The 19,078-nt window shown below is 53.7% G+C and carries 17 protein-coding genes and 1 pseudogene; 9 read left to right on the top strand and 9 right to left on the bottom strand.

Going from position 1 to position 19,078, the window contains the following annotated elements:
- Window positions 1-103 precede the first annotated feature (103 nt).
- A complete protein-coding gene (locus Q7V20_RS21670; protein WP_304795826.1) occupies window positions 104-379 on the bottom strand; it encodes a DDE-type integrase/transposase/recombinase in 276 nt (91 codons plus the stop codon).
- Between the two features lie 484 nt (window positions 380-863).
- Window positions 864-2,831: a hypothetical protein gene (locus tag Q7V20_RS21665; RefSeq protein ID WP_304795824.1), complete on the bottom strand. Its 1,968-nt coding sequence runs from the start codon at window positions 2,829-2,831 to the stop codon at window positions 864-866.
- A 193-nt stretch (window positions 2,832-3,024) separates the two neighbouring features.
- On the opposite strand from Q7V20_RS21665, the gene Q7V20_RS21660 reads away from it, so the two are divergent.
- Genes Q7V20_RS21660 through Q7V20_RS21650 form a run of 3 tightly spaced genes read left to right on the top strand, consistent with a single transcriptional unit; the run spans window position 3,025 to window position 4,864 of the window.
- On the top strand, window positions 3,025-3,840 hold the full coding sequence (locus tag Q7V20_RS21660; protein WP_304795822.1) for a hypothetical protein: 816 nt from the start codon (window positions 3,025-3,027) through the stop codon (window positions 3,838-3,840).
- Window positions 3,841-3,894: 54 nt separating this feature from the next.
- Window positions 3,895-4,239, top strand: a complete 345-nt coding sequence (locus Q7V20_RS21655) for a DUF2628 domain-containing protein (RefSeq protein ID WP_304795821.1) — start codon at window positions 3,895-3,897, stop codon at window positions 4,237-4,239.
- The gene (locus Q7V20_RS21650) at window positions 4,220-4,864 is read left to right on the top strand and encodes a hypothetical protein (RefSeq protein ID WP_304795819.1); all 645 of its coding nucleotides are present in this window, start codon (window positions 4,220-4,222) and stop codon (window positions 4,862-4,864) included. The genes Q7V20_RS21655 and Q7V20_RS21650 overlap by 20 nt, the downstream gene beginning before the upstream one ends.
- A gap of 1,135 nt (window positions 4,865-5,999) precedes the next feature.
- Here Q7V20_RS21650 and Q7V20_RS21645 read toward each other — a convergent pair.
- From Q7V20_RS21645 to Q7V20_RS21620, 6 genes are all read right to left on the bottom strand, one after another.
- Complete coding sequence (locus Q7V20_RS21645; protein WP_304795818.1) at window positions 6,000-6,803, bottom strand: hypothetical protein; 804 nt, start codon at window positions 6,801-6,803, stop codon at window positions 6,000-6,002.
- Between the two features lie 3 nt (window positions 6,804-6,806).
- Window positions 6,807-7,892 carry a hypothetical protein gene (locus tag Q7V20_RS21640; RefSeq protein WP_304795816.1) on the bottom strand — a complete coding sequence of 362 codons (1,086 nt, stop codon included), beginning with the start codon at window positions 7,890-7,892 and terminating at the stop codon, window positions 6,807-6,809.
- Between the two features lie 10 nt (window positions 7,893-7,902).
- Window positions 7,903-10,269, bottom strand: a complete 2,367-nt coding sequence (locus Q7V20_RS21635) for a sensor histidine kinase (RefSeq protein ID WP_304795814.1) — start codon at window positions 10,267-10,269, stop codon at window positions 7,903-7,905.
- Window positions 10,270-10,278: 9 nt separating this feature from the next.
- The gene (locus Q7V20_RS21630) at window positions 10,279-11,577 is read right to left on the bottom strand and encodes an Eco57I restriction-modification methylase domain-containing protein (protein WP_304795812.1); all 1,299 of its coding nucleotides are present in this window, start codon (window positions 11,575-11,577) and stop codon (window positions 10,279-10,281) included.
- Window positions 11,578-12,328: 751 nt separating this feature from the next.
- Window positions 12,329-12,919, bottom strand: coding sequence for a hypothetical protein (locus Q7V20_RS21625; RefSeq protein ID WP_304795810.1), 591 nt, complete (start codon window positions 12,917-12,919; stop codon window positions 12,329-12,331).
- Between the two features lie 98 nt (window positions 12,920-13,017).
- Window positions 13,018-13,497, bottom strand: a complete 480-nt coding sequence (locus tag Q7V20_RS21620; RefSeq protein WP_304795808.1) for an HAD domain-containing protein — start codon at window positions 13,495-13,497, stop codon at window positions 13,018-13,020.
- A gap of 165 nt (window positions 13,498-13,662) precedes the next feature.
- Here Q7V20_RS21620 and Q7V20_RS21615 point away from each other — a divergent pair, with 165 nt between their 5' ends.
- The 3 genes from Q7V20_RS21615 to Q7V20_RS21605 all read left to right on the top strand — a co-directional run bounded on the left by Q7V20_RS21615 (window position 13,663) and on the right by Q7V20_RS21605 (window position 14,890).
- On the top strand, window positions 13,663-14,217 hold the full coding sequence (locus Q7V20_RS21615) for a hypothetical protein (RefSeq protein WP_304795806.1): 555 nt from the start codon (window positions 13,663-13,665) through the stop codon (window positions 14,215-14,217).
- A gap of 189 nt (window positions 14,218-14,406) precedes the next feature.
- Entirely contained in the window at window positions 14,407-14,706 is a 300-nt protein-coding gene (locus Q7V20_RS21610) for a helix-turn-helix transcriptional regulator (RefSeq protein WP_304795805.1), read from the top strand.
- Window positions 14,672-14,890: a hypothetical protein gene (locus tag Q7V20_RS21605; RefSeq protein ID WP_304795900.1), complete on the top strand. Its 219-nt coding sequence runs from the start codon at window positions 14,672-14,674 to the stop codon at window positions 14,888-14,890. Before Q7V20_RS21610 ends, Q7V20_RS21605 begins: the two co-directional genes overlap by 35 nt.
- A gap of 101 nt (window positions 14,891-14,991) precedes the next feature.
- Here Q7V20_RS21605 and Q7V20_RS21600 read toward each other — a convergent pair.
- Window positions 14,992-15,867: pseudogene (locus Q7V20_RS21600) on the bottom strand (YifB family Mg chelatase-like AAA ATPase); the annotation flags it as partial.
- Window positions 15,868-16,219: 352 nt separating this feature from the next.
- On the opposite strand from Q7V20_RS21600, the gene Q7V20_RS21595 reads away from it, so the two are divergent.
- The 3 genes from Q7V20_RS21595 (at window position 16,220) to Q7V20_RS21585 (ending at window position 19,013) form a co-directional block, all read left to right on the top strand.
- Window positions 16,220-16,558, top strand: coding sequence for a P-II family nitrogen regulator (locus Q7V20_RS21595; RefSeq protein ID WP_230182375.1), 339 nt, complete (start codon window positions 16,220-16,222; stop codon window positions 16,556-16,558).
- Window positions 16,559-16,656: 98 nt separating this feature from the next.
- Window positions 16,657-18,192 carry an ammonium transporter gene (locus Q7V20_RS21590; RefSeq protein WP_304795803.1) on the top strand — a complete coding sequence of 512 codons (1,536 nt, stop codon included), beginning with the start codon at window positions 16,657-16,659 and terminating at the stop codon, window positions 18,190-18,192.
- 206 nt (window positions 18,193-18,398) lie between these two features.
- Window positions 18,399-19,013 carry a PEP-CTERM sorting domain-containing protein gene (locus tag Q7V20_RS21585; protein WP_304795801.1) on the top strand — a complete coding sequence of 205 codons (615 nt, stop codon included), beginning with the start codon at window positions 18,399-18,401 and terminating at the stop codon, window positions 19,011-19,013.
- The last annotated feature ends 65 nt before the right edge of the window (window positions 19,014-19,078 follow it).

The following is a 19,078-nucleotide window of genomic DNA, read 5'->3' as shown; positions in this document are numbered from 1 at the left end:
CGACGCGTTTAGCTAAGCGCCGCATATTGAGCAGACTGGATCCCGCAACTGTGCCAATCTAAGTTGAACGTGGCGCGTCTAGCCAGCAGGAGCTTTGAATAACTCATGTCAGTGCATCAATGATCAATTGTGCTGTCGGATGGTTAGCCAAGCGCCAACCACTGATGCGGCCCGAGTAGTTGTCCATCATAGTGGCGAAATAATAGCTATGGCCGCTAACCTTGAGGTAGGTTTCATAGCCGATCCAGATTTGATCAGGTCGATCAATGCAAACTTCTCGTATGGTATTGGGCATACCCGCAAAAAACGTCTGGGTGCCCACGCGAGAGCGGAAGAGGCCATTTCCATGCCCCTTAGCCTGGCATGGCGCATCAGGCATGCGATGCACACACTGCCACCCTGATCTTTGGACCTGAGCCACCGCGAATCGTGGCGGCCTCTCATGCTGGCTCTGGACTAAGACCAGAGACCAACTCGTAGGTCTCGATACTGAAGCGGTTATGTTGTTATATTTGCTCAACCGAACCGAGTCCCCGTCATTCCCGTGCCTAGCGTGTGCCGGGGTATTCCTGAATGCTATCTTCTTGACTTCGAATCCGGAACCGGGACGCCGCTTTTGGATCGGCGTGAGCCAGTAACTCTACTCAGGAACACCCGCTCGAGCTGATGTGCCGGTTGAAGCGCAGTCAAGCGACTGGATTCACATGCAGCTGTCGGTTGAGATCGCCAACTTCAAGAGACCGCTGTTCGGAAGTAGCGGAACTTGACGATGCCGAAACGGATCGCCGACGAGTGGACTCTTAAGGCTAAAGCATCGTCGCGCGCGGCGGATTGCCTCCATAGGGCCCAAGCAAACAGTTAATCTAGGAACAATCCACCCGAAGGATGCCCTTCTCAACCAGCTCTTTGGTCAATTCGGGAGGGTACATAACTTCACCCTCGGCTTCGCCCCGGCCGAAACTCAAGACGCCATCAAGAACGCCGTCTAGCTCGCCGTTCCGATTGGCCAAAGGAGATAGCTCTTTCACAGCTGAAGACAGCGCCTCAATCCAATCGGAGGCTGGCTTAGTTGCATCCACGATGGAGAAAAGTTTCGATAAAAGGGGGAGCAACAGCTCGGACTGCCCTCGCATGCTTAATGTGGTGAGCATTTCACTTTGAGGCCAGGTCAGAGACAGCGCGATGCTCCCGATCCCAAGTTTTGAAACATCTTTCGTCAGTGCTTCGGCCAGGTCTTGTACCTGCTGATACATGGTTCCTGGGAACCCCGCTGAGGCCCCGAAAAGCAGTCTTACCAGTTCAAGTCGCCCATCCGGAACGCGCATCGACGCCACAGAGGCAAGCGAAAGTCGAGCTCTCAGCAGCTCGTCGACCTCTCCGATCCCAGTCTCCATGACAGCGACTGTGTGCTTCCCGTCTGGGAGGCTGACGTGCCTAGGCACTAGACCCAACGCCCCGAGGGGGCGGCCGGGCCCCAGATGAATGAACACGCAGAGCGGCTCTTCGGCCGAGAGCACTGGATCCAACGGCTCGTCAGCGGCCACAGATTCTGACGCCGGTGGCTCAACCGCCCGTTTGTCCGGCCCTTCATACGGGAGCTCATCCGAGGGCGCGCCAAGGTACTCCGGAATAAGCGGGTTTCCTCTGAAATAGTCGCTTAACAGCCGCTTCCAACTGTCGATCGGAAGCTCACCATCGAAGCGAAAGAGCTTTGTGTATTCGGAATTTTTGCCTGCATGATCAATGTTCTGGTCAATCCGCGTGAGATATGGCTCGGCCAGATAAGCACGGATGGCACCGTCGAAGTGAGTGATGCACGTGTCATCCAATGAGTATTCAGCGTGAGCGTAGCGACATCCATACCTATCTCCTGGCAATCCCGCCGCAGGCAAATCCACTAGCTCTTCGATCTCGAGCGTTCGATAGTTCTTCGCTCCTTCGCCGCTCGTGCGAGTCTCTGGCGACTTCCACCAGACCTGAGTCTTATCGACACCCTCGTACTCTCTCGTTTGCTCCGAAGCCTTGTGGACCGTCACCCCGCTCGGAATCGACGCGACGTCATCAGAGTACCTAGGCCCGTGCCAGTACTCGAACTCGAGCAGTTCTTTGAGGTCACCCGGGTGACCAACAAGATCAGGATCCAGTCGAATTCTGGGCCGCGTCTTTTCATTCCTGGCCACATCGGCAAAGCTGGTTAAGAAGTACTCATTTAGCTTGTTTCGGTGCGAGAGACTTCGTCGAAAAAACCGATGTGCAAATAGCAAAAGTTGCCGACGCTCATCGAGAAAAATGCCGGGACCGACAACCTTCAGCTGCCGGATCAGGTAGCGATAATCGGTCAATCCGTCCTTGTCGACGTGCTCACTCGATGTGGCAAACAGCTCTGGGTAGAGATTCGCAGCCAAATCCTTGCGGGCTGCCACAGAGGTCTCAACTCGGAGAAACACTGTGCTCGCCTCGTCCAATACTTCTGGATCAACTCGCTGCTCCACTTCCATCCGGAGAACTGCAGTTTCTGCCGTGTGATGGTCTTCCCAGAAGCGTTTACCAACACTTCTTAGCCGTGACCACTCAGCCTCCGTCTCAGGCTCCTCGATGAGGCCGACAACTCTAACCATTGATCCGTCAATAAAGTGCCCCAGTGTCAAGCTCCAACCAATCAGTCGATGCATATCATGCTGAAAGTTGACGGGCAAGCCCCGCGGAAGTCCCTGCTTCATCACGTATGCGACGTGGCTTTCCTCTGCTTCCATCAGGGCAGACGCCGGAACGCACATCTTTGCGCGGTTCACTTGGTCCGAATTGAAGATTGCCAAGCTGCGCTTCGCCATTGAACACCTCCCCCTAGTAATTCTGACTATAGCTGCGACACAGCTACTGACGGCGTTGCATCGGCATTGCCTCTGGGCCGAAGGACAGCAATAAGTCGAATACAGACAAAGTCAAAATGACTCAGCACAGCCGAGCCTTGTGCGAAAATCCTGCTCAAGCTCAGATGTTCAATGAGCAACGAAGGGGGACGACATGTGGTTGCACGTATTGGTCGCCGCTGTCTGCGGTGGTCTAGCCGCATCTTTGGCCAAGTTAACCGTCAAGAATCGGGCTGGCGGCGTGGTTGCCCAAAGGATTATCTTTGGATTGGCCTTCGTGCTCTTATGGGCCGCGTTTCAAAGGACAGTTGTGCCGCGCGCCCAAGGCATGCTTGCCTCCTTGACGATCGAGGATGAGTTTGCTCAGAACCCAGCCTTTTCTGCCCTGCGCAAATACGATCGCCTGACCTTCGACTCTGTGATTGAAGCGGCAGGCCAATCATTGCAGCATGGCGCGACCAATGCGCAGGTCATGTCGGAAGTAGGGGCTCGCATCAAGATCTCAGTGCTACCCAAAGTCTCATCGGCCTCGGATCAAGCCGCCATTCAATATGTCAGAGTTGTGGTTGCGTCCGCAGGTGAATTGGAGCGTCAAGGTGGCGACCTCTGCTATCAGTTTCTTTTCCCCAAAGACAACGCGCCTGCCGAGGCCTTTACTCAACTGGCCGTGACGACGAGAGGTGCGACCTACGCGGCCTTGGCTGAAGTCATTCGTACCTCGGCAATCTCGCCTCAAGCTGCGCCCAGGCAGATTGACGTGCGTGAACCCTTGACTTACATAGCCTCACTCGTGAACAACCGCTTTGGCGCAGACGTTTCGATGCTTGAGAATCCAGGCGCTTCTGAGGTGGACAAGACCAAGGTGTGCGCAATGGCCATCTACATGTACAACGAGATCTTCAAGTTGCCAGAGAGCGCGCAAGGCAAGCTTTTGCGTTTCATGCTCAACACAGGCGGACCACAAACATGAGCCCGTCCTGCCATCAAAAGGCAGCAGCCGCCCTAGCCCTTTGAGTAGCCAGTAGTGCCATCCACCGTCGCCCTTATCTCTCCAAAAGGGAAGCTGATCCTTGTGGATACCGGCTTTTGCTGGGGCGGATTCTTCTTCGGCGGCTTTTGGGCGCTATATCGCCAGCTCTGGCAGAAGGCAGCCCAGCTGCTGATTGCCTGGGTTAGCGTGGCGGTAACTGATGAGCTTTTCATCAAGAACAGCAATATTCCTGGCCTGATCTCAGCCGTCCTTATTTTTTACATCGGCTGCATGTTTGTGTGCGGCAAGTTTGGCAATGCTTGGCGACTTGATGGCTTGCTCAAGCGTGGCTACCAAATTGCAGCGATTGAAAGTGTCCATGAATCCGACAGAACGTGACCTCCGGGAAAACTATCAACAGCAGGAGACAGAGGAGCTGTTGTTCATCGCGAGCAAGGAGCTGACTGAGCTCGCGCGAACTGTGCTTCATGCCGAGCTTGCAACACGGGGGCTTACTGCCAACGAAATTGAATTGGCACGTTCAAATCCGGAACCTGAGCTTCTCCAGAACAGGGCCACTGGCTCCTTGGCAAGCTTGGCCAAGTTCGCAGTCAAAGCATCACCGGCACGAACAGCTGAGCCGCCGAAGCCAATCACTCGACCCGCAACATGGGAGTGGCTGGTCGTCGCGCTGATCGCAATAGCGTCCTTGGTCCAACTTGGGTCGCTTGTCATGATCATCTCGGGAAGTTGGGATTTGACCCGGGACAGTCTTGTCAACGGCACCATGTCTTGGGGGGTCTTCTCGATTCCCTTGTTGTGGCTCGTCGGAGTGGCAATGTTGTCGCTCATGCGCAAATGGGCATTGCCACTTATTACAGTCCACTTGATCGCTTCTATTGCGTATGCTACGTCGCTCGTCGGCCTCAAAGGCTTGACGCCGATCACTACGCTTGGCTATTGCTTGGAAGCGCTGGTAGTGCTTTTTTGCCTTCACCTGCTGGGCAAAGGGCGCCTGCGCTAAGGGTGAGCTTCCGATATCCAAGCCAGTCAATGCGTCTCATGATTAGTGAAAGTCCCTCGACTCGGTGACTAGCCGACCGAGCAAGTGACTCAGGTCCAGCAGCTTGCCAGCAATGAGGTTTCGCACCTCGCTTCTGACTGCCATTTTCCATAGACGCCGAAGACGAACTCTGGTCGTTCGCCACACGCGCCGGTACGCTGGCTCATTGGCGGCAGCTGAAGATGCTGCCCGCCTGTTTCGGACCGCTTGCGGTCGCCGCCTGCTCAGCGCAACGGGTTGATGGGCACTGGCGGATGGGGCGGGTCCGGCAGCGGGCGCACGACCACCGGTGGGGGCACGACGCGCAGGCGCGGCACCGTCTTGTGGTGCTTCTGAGCGAGTCGAGACCTGCCCCTGCATATCGCTCATCTGGTCCGCGCGGGACTCGGACTCTGACGCAGCCGTGAGCTGCAGTTGAAATGCGAACTGCCGTCCGACGGCGAACTGCTGTGGCCGCAGCGTTACGAGATGATTGGCCTCTCAGCGAGCGAGCTAGACGTGGCATTGCGATGGGCGTGAAGGTGCCCGTCCAACACTATCGCGTCAGCGCGCGATGTCAGCACTTCGGCTATCGAGGACCAGTTGAAGGCTGTACGTGCCCTGTTTCCCCGCGCTGCGGACCTGACCGACCGAATCCTTGGTCCGATAGAAGAGTCTCAATGATGGGCAAGAGCAGGCAAAATTCCTTCCTCTTCGCTAAGTTCGAATTCGAACCCTGAGTAGCTCTGGCTAGCCGGGATATTGCGTGGAACAGCCATTCATCAAAGTTGAATGACAGCCAAGGCGTTGCTTTGAGCAGACCGGCAAGTTAGTCGATGACTCTGGGGCCTCGCGCAGCGCTTCCAGCGTTGCATGAAGTTTTGTTTTTCTCGCTGAGGATCAGCATAGCGAAGGGCGCCTTTGTGTCGCGCGGTACCAGGAGCTCTTTTACCGACCGCCTGCTTGGCAGGACGCATGGGCTACGTAGCGTCTCTGCCCTTGACGTCCAAACCAACAATGTTGGAAAGTAATTCACCCTGACTTTCATTCATTTAGATCAGAAATTTAGCCTGCCGCCAAGAAGTGAAGCGAGCCAGAGTAGCGTTTCACCCTACGTTCAGACAAACTCTGCATACCAATGCGCGGCAGAGATATGACTATCAAATCTATCCTTAAGTCTTCTTGAGGAAGCCCCTTCTCGCACCGCATTTCTCTCATCAGTCAAGTGTTTCAAAATACTCCTGAACATATTTTGAATTCTCGGATTATCCTTCAATTCTCCGCCATTACAGAAAAAGTCCGCCATCAACAACGCAAAAACAGAGAATATATCCAATTGCGGCGTTGGAAGTCTAAAATATGGCGTTCCCAAATCAATCTTTTCATCATCGCTCACGATAACTTTCTCAGAACCCGGAACCCTATAATTCACCATCAGATCTTTAACTGATTCATGGGTAATAGTTCGGCAGCGCCCTCTTTGAGCATGAAAAACAGGATGGAAAGGAGTATGATTATTTGCCTTCTCATAGTCAAAATGCATTGCATCAAAAAGCTTTAATTGAACACCATCTCCATCCTCGCGTTTTATCCGATAAAAACTTATTTCACATGTGGCACCATGAAGCTCAAAGCCGCGCTCCAAGGGAGTTAATTCAAAACTCCCAGTAACAAATATTGCCATTCTCCCAGAGGACGCTATCCCCTTGCCACTAGATCCTTTGGGCGGGGCGTTATATATGCAAATTGGAGTTACAGGTTGAACGGTATACCAATTTTTTTCTTGATCTGGATCAGATTGCTTAAGTTTGGCTGGAAAATATAACTTGGCCGATTTGCTTTGTACCAGCACGCTAAGTTTTGATTCCCATTCCTTCCAATAGCGCTCCATAAGAGCAATTGGGCTTGAGTTTGCGGCCATCTTTCAAACCCTTAGAAGAGGACCAAGTTGGTCATAAATATCTTGCCGAATCCTAGCGAGCTGCGCTCCAGGTGGTATCCAGTCTGGTGATACTGCGGCGTCATCGCTGGATATAATCTCGCCAGTAACTAGGCAAACAAAGGCCGACGCGGTCGGGTCTGGATCAACCCTTGTAAGATTTGTCGCATCGATTCCTTCTAAATTCGCAATATCATTGCCAAATTTGTATAGCAACCCTGAAACATCTTCACGCCAATAATAATGACCCAAAGACGAAAATGGCCCATGGTATCGACATTTCTCCAATTCTGGATTACTCGAAATTTTACAAAATGCTTCTTCTGTTAGATTCAAAAATGCCGCAGTAGCCCTAGCGTCCAAAATTGGCCCTGGGAATGCGAGAACATAATTAATCAGCCAATAACCTAAAGTGACAGCCAATTGCGCATCCGCGTCATATTGGCTCTGCTCCAAATCGTCGTCGCCTGGGGAAAAGAAGAAGAAATTCTGTCCGCCGTACCCTAGAAGGTCTTCATTCAGAGATGGTTTTTTCAAAATACTAGCAAGTATTCCAATGGCGCCACCCGTTGAAGAATAATCGGATCGATTTAGCCGAACTGCCTCGCGAATTTCTTTAAAACCCCTATCGACTGCAATCATCCAAGGAAATAGTTCGCTGAGAAGCATATTTCTCTGAACCAAATTACTAGGAACCCAAACTGCTGATGATCCATCTCGGGCAAGTCGATACAAATCTCTGAGCTGAGAAACCTGCGTATTGCTTTGCTTTTTTGAATAACGACATACGGGCACCCCGGCCTGCCGCAACGCATGACGATATAGTGTATGACCAGCCCCGTTTTGAAACTTTGATATATCCGTATCCAAGAGAACTAGATCAATTCCTCTTGTTGAGCATATTTCTTTAACCCTCTTAAACAACTGTAGCTCGACAGACTCTCCATCCTGGAATTTTTCACTTAAGTTTGCTTCGCCAGGAGTTACTATCTCAATGTCGGAGTGCGATTCCGCTGCCACCTTTATGGAATCAACGAAATCCGATTCGTCTTCGATTATTAAAAAACGCATTTATCCACCCCTATTGATCTAACGGCAAAGTTACTTTAAACGAAGTCATAAAACCATTCGATGCATCATCCAGCAACTCAATTTTACCCTTCATTTTTTTCACTACTTGGCTGACCACACTTAATCCTAAGCCTAAACCTGTGCCAAGTGGATTGTCCTCATCGTTTCCAGGCGTCGTGCTAAAAAGCGGATCCCAAATTCTATTTCGCAGGTATGCCGGTATACCAACACCATTATCCGAAACCACCAAAATATGATTAAATAAATCATTTGTTGCGTATATTCGAATATTTCTTCCCTCTTTACCAATCTTTGGAACCAATGCTTTAAGAGCGTTAGAGACCAAATTGATGACTATTCCAATATATGCAGCCACCGGCATTTTGGGGCCATCTAACTTTCTATCTATCACAACCTCAATAGATACATTGTGCGAACTGGCAATTGGATTTAGAGTTTTTACCGCAAGCGAGACTTGTGCATTTGCTTTAAATGACTGAGGCACGGGATCTCTTGCTCGCTCAACAAAAACTCTCATATAGTCAAGATAATTGGCTAACGCAAGTTCGTGACGAGCGACATTTGCTGCGGCAACCTTCAGTTTCGGATCAAGAATTTCGAGATCCCTGAGGCTTGCCGCAGCCGCCTGTAGGGTATGCATTGCTTTTTCGAATTCGTGAGTCATGAAGCCCGCCATAACTCCCATCATGGCCATTAACTCAAGTGAAATCCTAGCATCCTTCTCATAGGCCTGTGCTTCGACAAACCTCGCACCGACAGCTTCTAACTGAGCAACGACTTTCTCTTTATAGTCTGGCTCAATCAGCGTCGAGGCTCGCAATTCATTAATTGCAATTGCCAACCCGTTTTTCGCCTCGGCTGAGTCTTTCGCGTATTTCTCCTCTTCGGCTTCAAGACGTGTCTTTCGATCGAAGTGAGCTAACAGCTCAACAGCAAAACGCGATATGTGCCATAGGAGATTGAATGCCTCATTAGTCTTCAGTGACTCTCGGTCCATATTGGGCTGCAACCAGGCGCCACTCTCACCATCGACATCAGCGCTCATCTTTCTTGTTGCAATATGCACCCTTCCTATTAATTGCGAACCTCGGGGCAGCGCCAACATAGGATTTTTCTGCGTATCTTGCTTAATGCCTGGGCCCATGCAATAAAGTTCTTCCGTGAAGATAGATTGCCAAGACCTTTCATTAATTGCCTTACTTGCATCAATCCCTAGCCAGTCGCTGCCCGCATCGGCGTAAGCTGCCATTGTGAAATTGTTATCGACAATGGCGAAGGACGCATTATCTCTTATCCAAGATTTCGCCACGCTGCCATTTAGGCCCAGATCGGTAAAAGTACCTTTTCTTTGTGGAAAGAATCTTAAATCCAAAAATACCGGCGAATTTAATTTCGTAGCAACAGGTAAATATTTAAATTCACCGAGAGCCGAACTTTTTTGCTTTTTTTCGCCCTTTTTTCGAAGAAAATTAGCGGTAAAGTGTTTATTTATATCATCTATACGAAAGCTTCCAACTTCTAACGCTTTCACATGACCACGCCAAAAAACTTTAAAGTCTAGCTTTCCGGTCTCGTCGACAGTTAATCTCACCCGCCCTACGTATGCATCCAGAATATCCTTCTGAATAGGATCTGCCACTGAGCCCCAATCGTCTGGGTCTTCGCTTTCAAACTTTACTGAGAAGCCGGGATCCTTATCAGGTGTTAGAGATTTACGATTCCACTTGAATGGCGGCTTTTCCAAACCTGCGGCCGGATTAGTCAGTTTAATTAAATCGCTTTTCAGCGATGTTGTTGCTATTTGGCTTGCTTCGGGGCGCAAGTCATTTATGGTCAGCTTTGTCCCTAAAGCTACAGTAAAGTCGACCTCTTCAACCGTATATGGAATTACCACGCTAGTTATATATTCTGCCGTATTGATTTTTCGCCAATCAAAAGTAGCAGATAGGCGAGTCCTTGTCCCTAATCTTGGGTCATCGGCCACGGTTTCGAGTATTGCGCGATTCCCAAGATAGCGCGCTGAAAACCGCCCTACGCCTTTTGAGCCGGCCATACTTCGGTCATATTTTCTAGAAAACCTGAGCCTTCCTTTTTCAGGAGAGCTGATCATCATCCAGTTTCCCTTAAATTCGCTCTCCGTCATCCCATGACCATCATCTCTTACTTGGATAAAATCACTTGATAGAATAATCGCACATTCTTTAGCATCTGCGTCGTAGGAATTCTTTACCAATTCCGCAAGCGCTATTTCTGGTTTGCCTACCAATCGCTCTCCAAGTTCTTCAAGCAACGCAGAGTTAACTACAAACTGCGCTTTTTCTTTTCGAGGCTTCACATTTAATGAATCGGCAGACAATTATATTCCTTACTGGGTAAGCTCGGTGAGCACCGAATTTAGTTGACGAACTTCTACTTTTTTTAGATTGTTGGAGTGACTTACAACCCTTTTTTCAAAGTCAAATCCACGTAGTTGATCCGCTAACTCAGAGACCCCATGATAATTTTTCGTGATAATTCCATAAACTGAACCCACAGCGATTGCCTTAACAGGATTTACTAAAACCTTTGGCGTCTTTCCAACGAATCCAGAAGAAATTATCAATGCTGGCGCTGGATGAGGTTTGTAACGCCACCACGTATCTCGCAAGGTACATGTTGTATATTTTTGCCAGCGTGTCCCCACATTAGAGATATAGGCTTGAAGGGAGGTTGACAGTTTGGCTTTATCGCTTCGAATAAGCCAACATCTTTTACCTGCCTGCACAAAATATTTCTGGAAAATTGCTTCGTTAAGAGTCGCCACGTCTTGAGGTAGATATCTCAATGAAGTGACACAGGCGATAACATCGCGATCTCGCTGTAGCGAAAAATGGAGCCGTTCTTCCTCTGTCAAAACGAAGATATCTTGCCCGCCAGGACTTAATCCCCTAAGACCATATGCGCCGCCATCTCGGTCTTGATAGGAAAGCACTTCATTTGAACCCGACGCGTAATTTAATGCCTTAGTTGTACCGTTTTTACCGATCTCGGCGAAGGTCCACTTACCAGAAGTACCGCTCTTGTCGATGATTGTGATCGAAGCCGTTGTAAGAACCCTAGGGAAGATGTCCGTGTCAAATCTAAAGACAGAGACGTCCCAACCCTGTTGTTTGATGTAATCCCGAAGCTCACTTGCACTTGGGCGAGAGACCCACTCGAAGGGAATAAGCTGAACCACCAGCCCGCCCTTTTTCGTCGAAAGAAGTGCTTGCATTAGGAACAGGATGAATAGGTTGGCGGTCTTCTTAAGCTGAAATCCTGAACGCGCCTTTAGTGCGTCGAGTACGCCATCTCGCCACTCGGGATCTAGCTTATGGTGACGAATGTAGGGTGGGTTACCAATGCAAAGATCGAAGTCTTTCAAACTTATTTGCATAGCGTCTCCGATGAGCACCTCAGCCCCCAGGGGCAGCTTCACCCCACTGATCTTGGATACGTCAGTCTCAACACCCTGATAGTCAAAGTATGCATCTGCTTGGAAAGCAAAGCGCGCATCGCCAGCTCCCAAGTCGATGACTTTCCCGAATTTGTGGTTTGGTCGCTGTGCTCGTGCGAACGCCCATACGAGATCAACGATCTCCCGTGGCGTCGCAACCTGACAGCTTTGCAGATGCTCAGTTTTCATTTGTACTGCCGTATCATATCCGTCATATTATCATGATAGCATCATAATATGACACAGACACGGCGAAGCGAAGCGCTTAAGCAGACGCTAGGGCGTCGACTAATGGATCTCGTTGAAAATTCCCTAAAAATGACGTGGGATGACATCGCCGAGAAGCTCGGCTACACCACTTCATCCACACTTAGACAGGCACGCAACGGCGAGACCCTAATAAGCGTCGAAAAGCTAAGTGAGTTGGCGAAGATTAGAACCGCGGATGGACGTAAGCGAGTCTCCGTCGACTGGTTTCTCACGGGGTCTGGATCACCTTTGATAGATGTCGATGGAGCTAGCCTTGAGCCGCATCCGACGGACCTATCGGTCGCAGTGCGAGTTGCTCAGGCCCCCTTATCGGTACAAAGGAAGATTGAAGCTTTTCTAGACATCCAGGGCATAGTGGCACCAGATGAAACCGGATCAGACTGAATCACATGACGCCACGTTTTCAATGAGGTGACACTCCGTCGGTGCCCTCCCAGAACCACAAGCCCTCATTTGTCAAAAATTGCTTGCGAGGATCTCTCGGTAGACGCAATGCGAGCCCAAGTAGTCACGAACGGAAGTCCAAGACAGCCACTGGGCAGATGCAGAGGCTTGATCGTGCTCTTATGTGAGCAATCTGCCTTCCGCAGGATGCGGGTAGCGTTATGCACGGCCTCCGCTTCGGATCTCGCCAGCCAGCCCGAATGGCCTCATGTGTTACGCAATGCCACTACATCCGCGCCAAGAACTCAAGCAGCTCGTCACCGCGCTTTGTTGGCCCGTTTCCGAACTCAGTCACTCTCAACAACCAGCCTGCATCTTTGAGCGCCTGCATGCCTCGATCGGTTGTGACCTCTCGACTGTACTGTTTCAGCTTTGAAGCCTGATGGTTAGGCGACGGCTTTCCACTCATGAAGTTGCGCCCTTGGTAGTAGCCTCTAGAAGCGAGAACAAACCGGTGCGGGTTGATGCCTCTTCGAACACGGCCTTTCAACGCATGCAATTTTCCAGCAAGCAAATGTGCACACGAAGAGCACGGTGCTCGGTTGATTGCCAGCAGCGTAAGAATTGGGCGCTGCCCTGGAGTCCACGCGTCAATTGCTTCGGTAATTTGATCCTGCCATAGAGCGCTTTGCATCAGCCGCTCCTCAGCATGTTCGGACTCAATGCTCTGCATCGCCTGCTGCCCAGCTTGTAGCGCACTACAGGCAAGGAGCCCATGCGTTGCTTGGGTCGCCTTCTCGAGCAGGCGCTGATGTGGTGTCAGCCCGCCCCCATAGACACGCACCATGTCCTTCCAGCTGAGTATGAGTTCATCCATGGTTCACCCTTTCGGCATTGATCATGGACTGAGTGCTGCGAAGCGGGTATCCCTAGCAGCCGCCCTATACGCTCGTAAGGTAGGCGCTCGCACAAGCCTTAACTGGATTGCCGCTTGATCCTGATTTTTTGCGAGAGCTCGGCCAAGCTTGCTGAGCTCAATCCAGTTTCATGATTGCACAAAACGAGGTTTTGGCAACCTGGCTCGAATAGTCTTGCCTCATCATCCAATGCAACCCATTTGCGTCCCGGATTGGCCGTTCCCTTCATCCAAGCTTCGATCTCGTACTGTCGTTCGAATTTTGACGCCGCAAGCTCTGATGGCGTGCGCACCCACCGGCGCCCAAGAAGGCGATCAGAAATCGGGGTTGTGCCCAGAATTCGGTGCTGAAGGTCGCCGGAGAAATACGATTTCATCTCGTCCAATGGATGCACTTCGCGCCAGCTTGAAGAAATGATGACGTCAACGTGCTGGTTGGCACGCATCCATTGCTCGAGCAACGGCAATCGGCAAAAGACGGGCTCGTTGTGGGTCGATCGTGGATGCAGCACGCCATCGAAGTCGAGAGCAAGAATCATCCGAGTATGTTACCGCCGGATGCAAAGCCCGCCTCCGTCGAGTGAAGCTCAGCCTTCACTTTTTATAATCGACTATCGCACCTAATATATCTCATACGCGATCAGATAAAATTTCAAGCCCAAATTGGCTAAAGGAGTGTCGCGGTAATGTAAGAATAAGCAACCATGATTGTTTTTTTCAATACTAAATTCACCGATTTTCAACACCCCGAACTGCTGTCCATCGGCCTTGTCAATGCCGATGGAGAAGAGTGCTATGCGGAGCTTGACCTTGGGTCGCCGGCAGGCCAAGAGGCTTGGTCACGTTCGTCAGAGTTCGTCTGCACGGGTGGCGTTCTCCATCAGTGGGACATTGTTAGCGGCTGTTCCGAAAACAGCGATGGCGAAATGGGCGCTAAGGTCGGCCGATGGATCCAAGCTCTACATCAGGCCTCACAGGAGCCAGTTGAAATCGCCTATGGGTCCGACACAGATGTGATGCTTCTGAAGTCTGCGCTTCGGTCTGCCGGGGTGGTTGAGGCCTTGGAGAAGATCGCCACGTTCGTGGACATTTCCTCTGAGATATCTTCGTCAGAAGCGGATGCTGCAATGGAAGCCTTCTTCGCCTCTTTGTCCATTCTGGGAATACGCCGACATCACGCCTTGGCTGATGCAGCCGCACTCATGACAGGCTACGCGACTGTCAGGGGCACTCCCACGATCCGGACATTCGAGTTCTAAGCCCAATTCGGCAGATGCTCGATAGGCGGCACTAGGGGCCGTGCGTCAAATGCAGATGGAACACGTCGCTTGGACTACTCATTTTGTTCAGCAGCGCGGACTAGGTAGGCCCTCGTGTGGCCAGCTGATTGCCGCCTAAGTTGCAAGTTACAACTTGCAAATCATCAAAAATAGGCAATTATGCAAGTTATGACTGACATGATCCGCCTGCCTGATGAGTTGGGGCAACTGCTGAAAGCCCATCGCGAAGCCGCTGGGCTTTCCAAGAAATACGTGGCACAGCGCGCCGGCAAGGTGCGCGAGGTCATCTATCGGCTGGAGGCAGGTGACGATGTCACCGTGTCCTCCATGCTGGCCGTGCTGGCTGCTTTAGGCCTGGCCTTGCGCATCGACAAGGTCGGCATGCCAACCATGCAGGAAGTTGCTGCCCGATTTGCCGAAGAGGACGAAGGGGATGGCGAAGATTCCGCTGCTGGAAGTCAGCATTGACGGCCCGGCCTCGGGCCAACTGATCAAGCGTTCCACGTACGAGTTTCGCTACCGGTATCCAAGGCTCGACCGAACGGTCGTTGCGCTGCTGATGCCCGCAAGCGCTCAGGCCACCTGGCAGGATGGTGACTTGTTTCCGGTGGTGGATGGCCCGCCCCAACACAAAGTTGACCTAAGTTGTTGATTCTTAATGAGATTGACACGCATAACATCTATCGGTTTTATAAATTTGCGTGGTTTTTATAAACCTACGTGACTTTTATAAATTAGCGAGACTCCTTACACGCCCCCCACCAAGGCCACCGGCGAGGCTGTGTGATGCGGGCTTCTGAAAACGCGCCTGCGCCATGCACTGGCCTCGAAACGCCCCGCCAGGCTCAGCACGGCCGCCGATTCCAAGGCTTCGTCCTGGGTCAGCGGCGGCAACAGCCCCGCAAAACGCTGTGCCAGCATGGATTTGCCGGTGCCCGGCGGCCCCACCATCAACAAGCTGTGGTTGCCCGCGGCCGCCACTTCCAGCGCACGCTTGGCGGCGGATTGCCCCTTCACATCACGCAGATCATGCACGCTCTCCAGCGCCGCCGCCGTGGCATCAGCCCGAGCCTGCTTCAAGGGCACCCGGGCCGCTTCATCGGCCACCAGGGACTGCACCACGTCCATCAAGTGACCGGCTTCAAACAAGGGCACGCCCGACACCAGGGCCGCCTCGCGGGCGCTCGCTTGCGGCAGCACCAGGCCGCGCTTGAGCAAACCGCCCTGCACCCGCCGCCGCAAGGCCAACGCCATGGGCAAGGCGCCGCGCACGGGGCGCAGCTCACCTCCCAAGGACAACTCGCCCGCGAACTCCAGATCGGCCAGGTGCCGGGCATCGATGTGGCCCATGGCGGCCAGGATGCCGACCGCGATCGGCAGGTCGAAGCGGCCCGACTCCTTGGGCAGATCCGCAGGCGCCAGGTTCACGGTGATCCGCTTGTTGAAGGGAAACTCCAAGCCACTGTTGCTGAGCGCCGCCCTGACCCGCTCGCGGGCTTCCTTGACTTCGGTGTCGGCCAGGCCCACCAGGGTGAAGCAAGGCAGGCCATTGGCCAGGTGGACCTCCACGGTGACCTCGGGAGCATTGAGCCCATCCAGGGCGCGGCTGTGAACGATGGCTAGGGACATGGCACTCGCATGGGACCGGCGGGCGGCGCACCGGCTCGGGGACCGGTGGTCCCACGGGAATCGTCCAGTGCGCGCCGATTGTGCCGAGCATCCCTTTGCTTGCCTTTCCCCCAATGGGGGCACTGTTCACCGGGCACCACGGTTCACGCACAACATTTGTGCACCCCCATTCACCATGCGCCAAACGCACTGGCAAAGCACGATTCAGGTGCAAAACAAGGCAAAAACACCCACACTGGTGCATTGCAGTGAGATCCGCTGTGCCAGCTCCCTGTTTTGGCGCGCTGGCACAGATCATGCAGACATGGTTGCCGAATCCTTTCACCAGACAACCCTTACCGGAGAACCACCCATGAAAATGGTGACAGCCATCGTCAAGCCCTTCAAGCTTGATGAAGTGCGGGAGGCCTTGTCCGCCATCGGCGTGCAAGGTATCACCGTGACCGAAGTCAAAGGCTTCGGACGCCAGAAAGGTCACACCGAGCTGTATCGCGGCGCGGAGTATGTGGTCGATTTTTTACCCAAGGTCAAGATTGAAGCCGCGGTGGATGAATCCATCCTCGACCGCGTGATCGAAGCCATCGAGGCTTCGGCCCGCACCGGCAAGATCGGTGACGGCAAGATCTTCGTGACCTCGCTTGAGCAGGTCATCCGCATCCGCACCGGCGAGACCGGTACCGACGCCCTTTGAGGCCAGGGGGCATCCGCCCTCTCTTTCTGACGACACCCATGGGGAGCGCCTTGAAGCGCGTCTCCGCGGCCATTTTTTGACTTTCCAAGAGGCATTTCATGAGAAAACTCCTTGCGTCGCTCGCACTGGGGCTCGCGGCTTTAGGTGTATTTGGCGTATCTCACGCCCAAGACACCGCAGCCTCCGAACCCGTCGCCGCCACCGCCGTGGCGGAAGCCCCCTCGGCCGCAGCCCCCGCTGCATCTGAAGCGGCCCCAGCGGCAGCTGAAGCTGCTCCGGCAGCGGCCGCACCCACGCCCGTGCCCAACAAGGGTGACACGGCGTGGATGATGGTCTGTACCATTTTGGTCATCCTGATGACCATCCCCGGCCTGGCGCTGTTCTATGGCGGCCTGGTGCGCAGCAAGAACATGCTGTCCGTGCTGATGCAGGTCATGGTGACGTTCTCCGTCATCGTCGTCCTGTGGTTCGTCTACGGCTACAGCCTGGCGTTCACCGAGGGCAACGCCTTCGTCGGCGGGCTTGACCGGCTGATGATGAAGGGGGTCTGGGACAACGCGGCGGGCACCTTCGCCAATGCCGCCACGTTCAGCAAGGGTGTCTACATCCCTGAAATCGTGTTCGCAGCCTTCCAGGCCACGTTCGCGGGCATCACCTGCGCCCTGATCGTCGGTGCATTCGCAGAGCGCGCCAAGTTCTCGGCCGTGCTGCTGTTCATGGTGCTGTGGTTCACCTTCAGCTACGCTCCCATGGCCCACATGGTCTGGTTCTGGATGGGCCCTGACGCCTACGCCAGCGCCGACGTTGCGGCCGAAATGACCAGCAAGGCTGGCCTGATCTGGCAGTGGGGTGCCCTGGACTTCGCGGGCGGCACCGTGGTGCACATCAACGCCGCCGTCGCTGGTCTGGTCGGTGCCTACATGATCGGCAAGCGCATCGGCTACGGCAAGGAAGCTTTCACGCCTCACTCGCTGACGCTGACCATGGTGGGCTCGGCCCTGCTGTGGGTGGGCTGGTTCGGCTTCAACGCCGGCTCCGCCCTGGAAGCCAACGGCTTCGCCGCCCTGGCCTTCATCAACACCCTGGCCGCCACGGCTGCTGCGGTGATCGGATGGATCCTGGGTGAGTCGCTGCTCAAGGGCAAGTCTTCCATGCTGGGTGCGGCGTCTGGCGCCGTGGGCGGCCTGGTCGCCATCACCCCCGCTGCCGGCAACGTCGGCATCGGCGGTGCGCTGATCATCGGCGTGCTGGCTGGCCTGATCTGCCTGTGGGGCGTGACCGGCCTGAAGAAGCTGCTGGGTGCGGACGACTCGCTGGACGTGTTCGGCGTCCACGGCGTGGGCGGCATCCTGGGTGCCTTGCTGACCGGCGTGTTCAACTCGCCCAACCTGGGTGGCCCCAGCGCCGTCGCTGACTGGGTGACCGTGGGCATGGTGGCCCCGGCCGACTACTCCATCGTCAACCAGGTCATCATCCAGGCCAAGGCTGTGGGCCTGACCGTGGTGTGGTCTGCCGTCGTGTCGGTCATCGCCTTCAAGATCGTCGATCTGGTGATCGGTCTGCGCGTCTCGGAAGAAGAAGAGCGCGAAGGCCTGGACATCTCGGCCCACGGCGAAACCGCTTATCACAAGTGAACTGGCTGTCAGGGGCTTGCCCCTGACTCCAACCCAAGGCCACCATCGGGTGGCCTTTTTCATTCCTGGAGCGCGCCCCCCAACTTGAGTGCTCCTCGCTAATTTGGGGGGGTTGGAAAAGTTGCCTGTTGGACACAATTGAAAAGCCTGTCCAATTCGTTCGGGCAAATCCACTTCAATTGACTGAAATCAGGGAACAGCTGACCATGAAAAAAATCACCTTGGCCTTGAGCATCCTGCTCGCAGCGTCAGCCCACGCCGCCAACATTGACAACGCGTCATCGCTGGCAGGCGGCACAAAGATCACCTTCGAAACAACCACGCCTGGCAGCTACACAGCCCTCACCTTGAGTGACGTGACATTCACGCCGGGCGCCAACAGCGCGCTCTACGTCAACAGCGACTATGCCGGCAGCTACAACACGCAAGGCCGGTCTTTGGCCAACACCTACGCCGACAATGCTTTCACACAGCTCACCATCACCTTCAATTCGGCCGTCAAGGCCTTCGGCTTCAACTGGGGGGCGGCAGATTCGACATGGACCCTGTCGGCCTACGACGCCAGCAATACGCTCCTGGGTAGCCGATCATTGACCGCCACGTTCTCCAGCAATGCAGGCGAGTTCCTAGGCTTGGGCTTTGCAACGGACATCGCTTTCGCCACGCTCACGGGCGCCCCAAGCGACTACGTGATGATTGACAACTTCACGGTGAGTGCCCAGCCGGTCCCCGAACCCTCAACCTACGGTTTGGTGCTGGGTGGCTTGGCCATACTGGCCATCGCGACTCGTCGCAAAGCAGCCTGGTTCCGGTCGGCATGAATTGAAAAGAAGGGGCCTCGGCCCCTTCTGGCGTTTCCCGCACCTCAATTGGCACGGGCGGGCAT

The organism is Aquabacterium sp. (genome assembly GCF_030652515.1).
Classification (GTDB): Bacteria; Pseudomonadota; Gammaproteobacteria; order Burkholderiales; family Burkholderiaceae_C; genus Aquabacterium.
The sequence above is the reverse complement of the archived record's forward strand: the minus strand, read 5'-3'. Positions and strand labels throughout refer to the sequence as shown.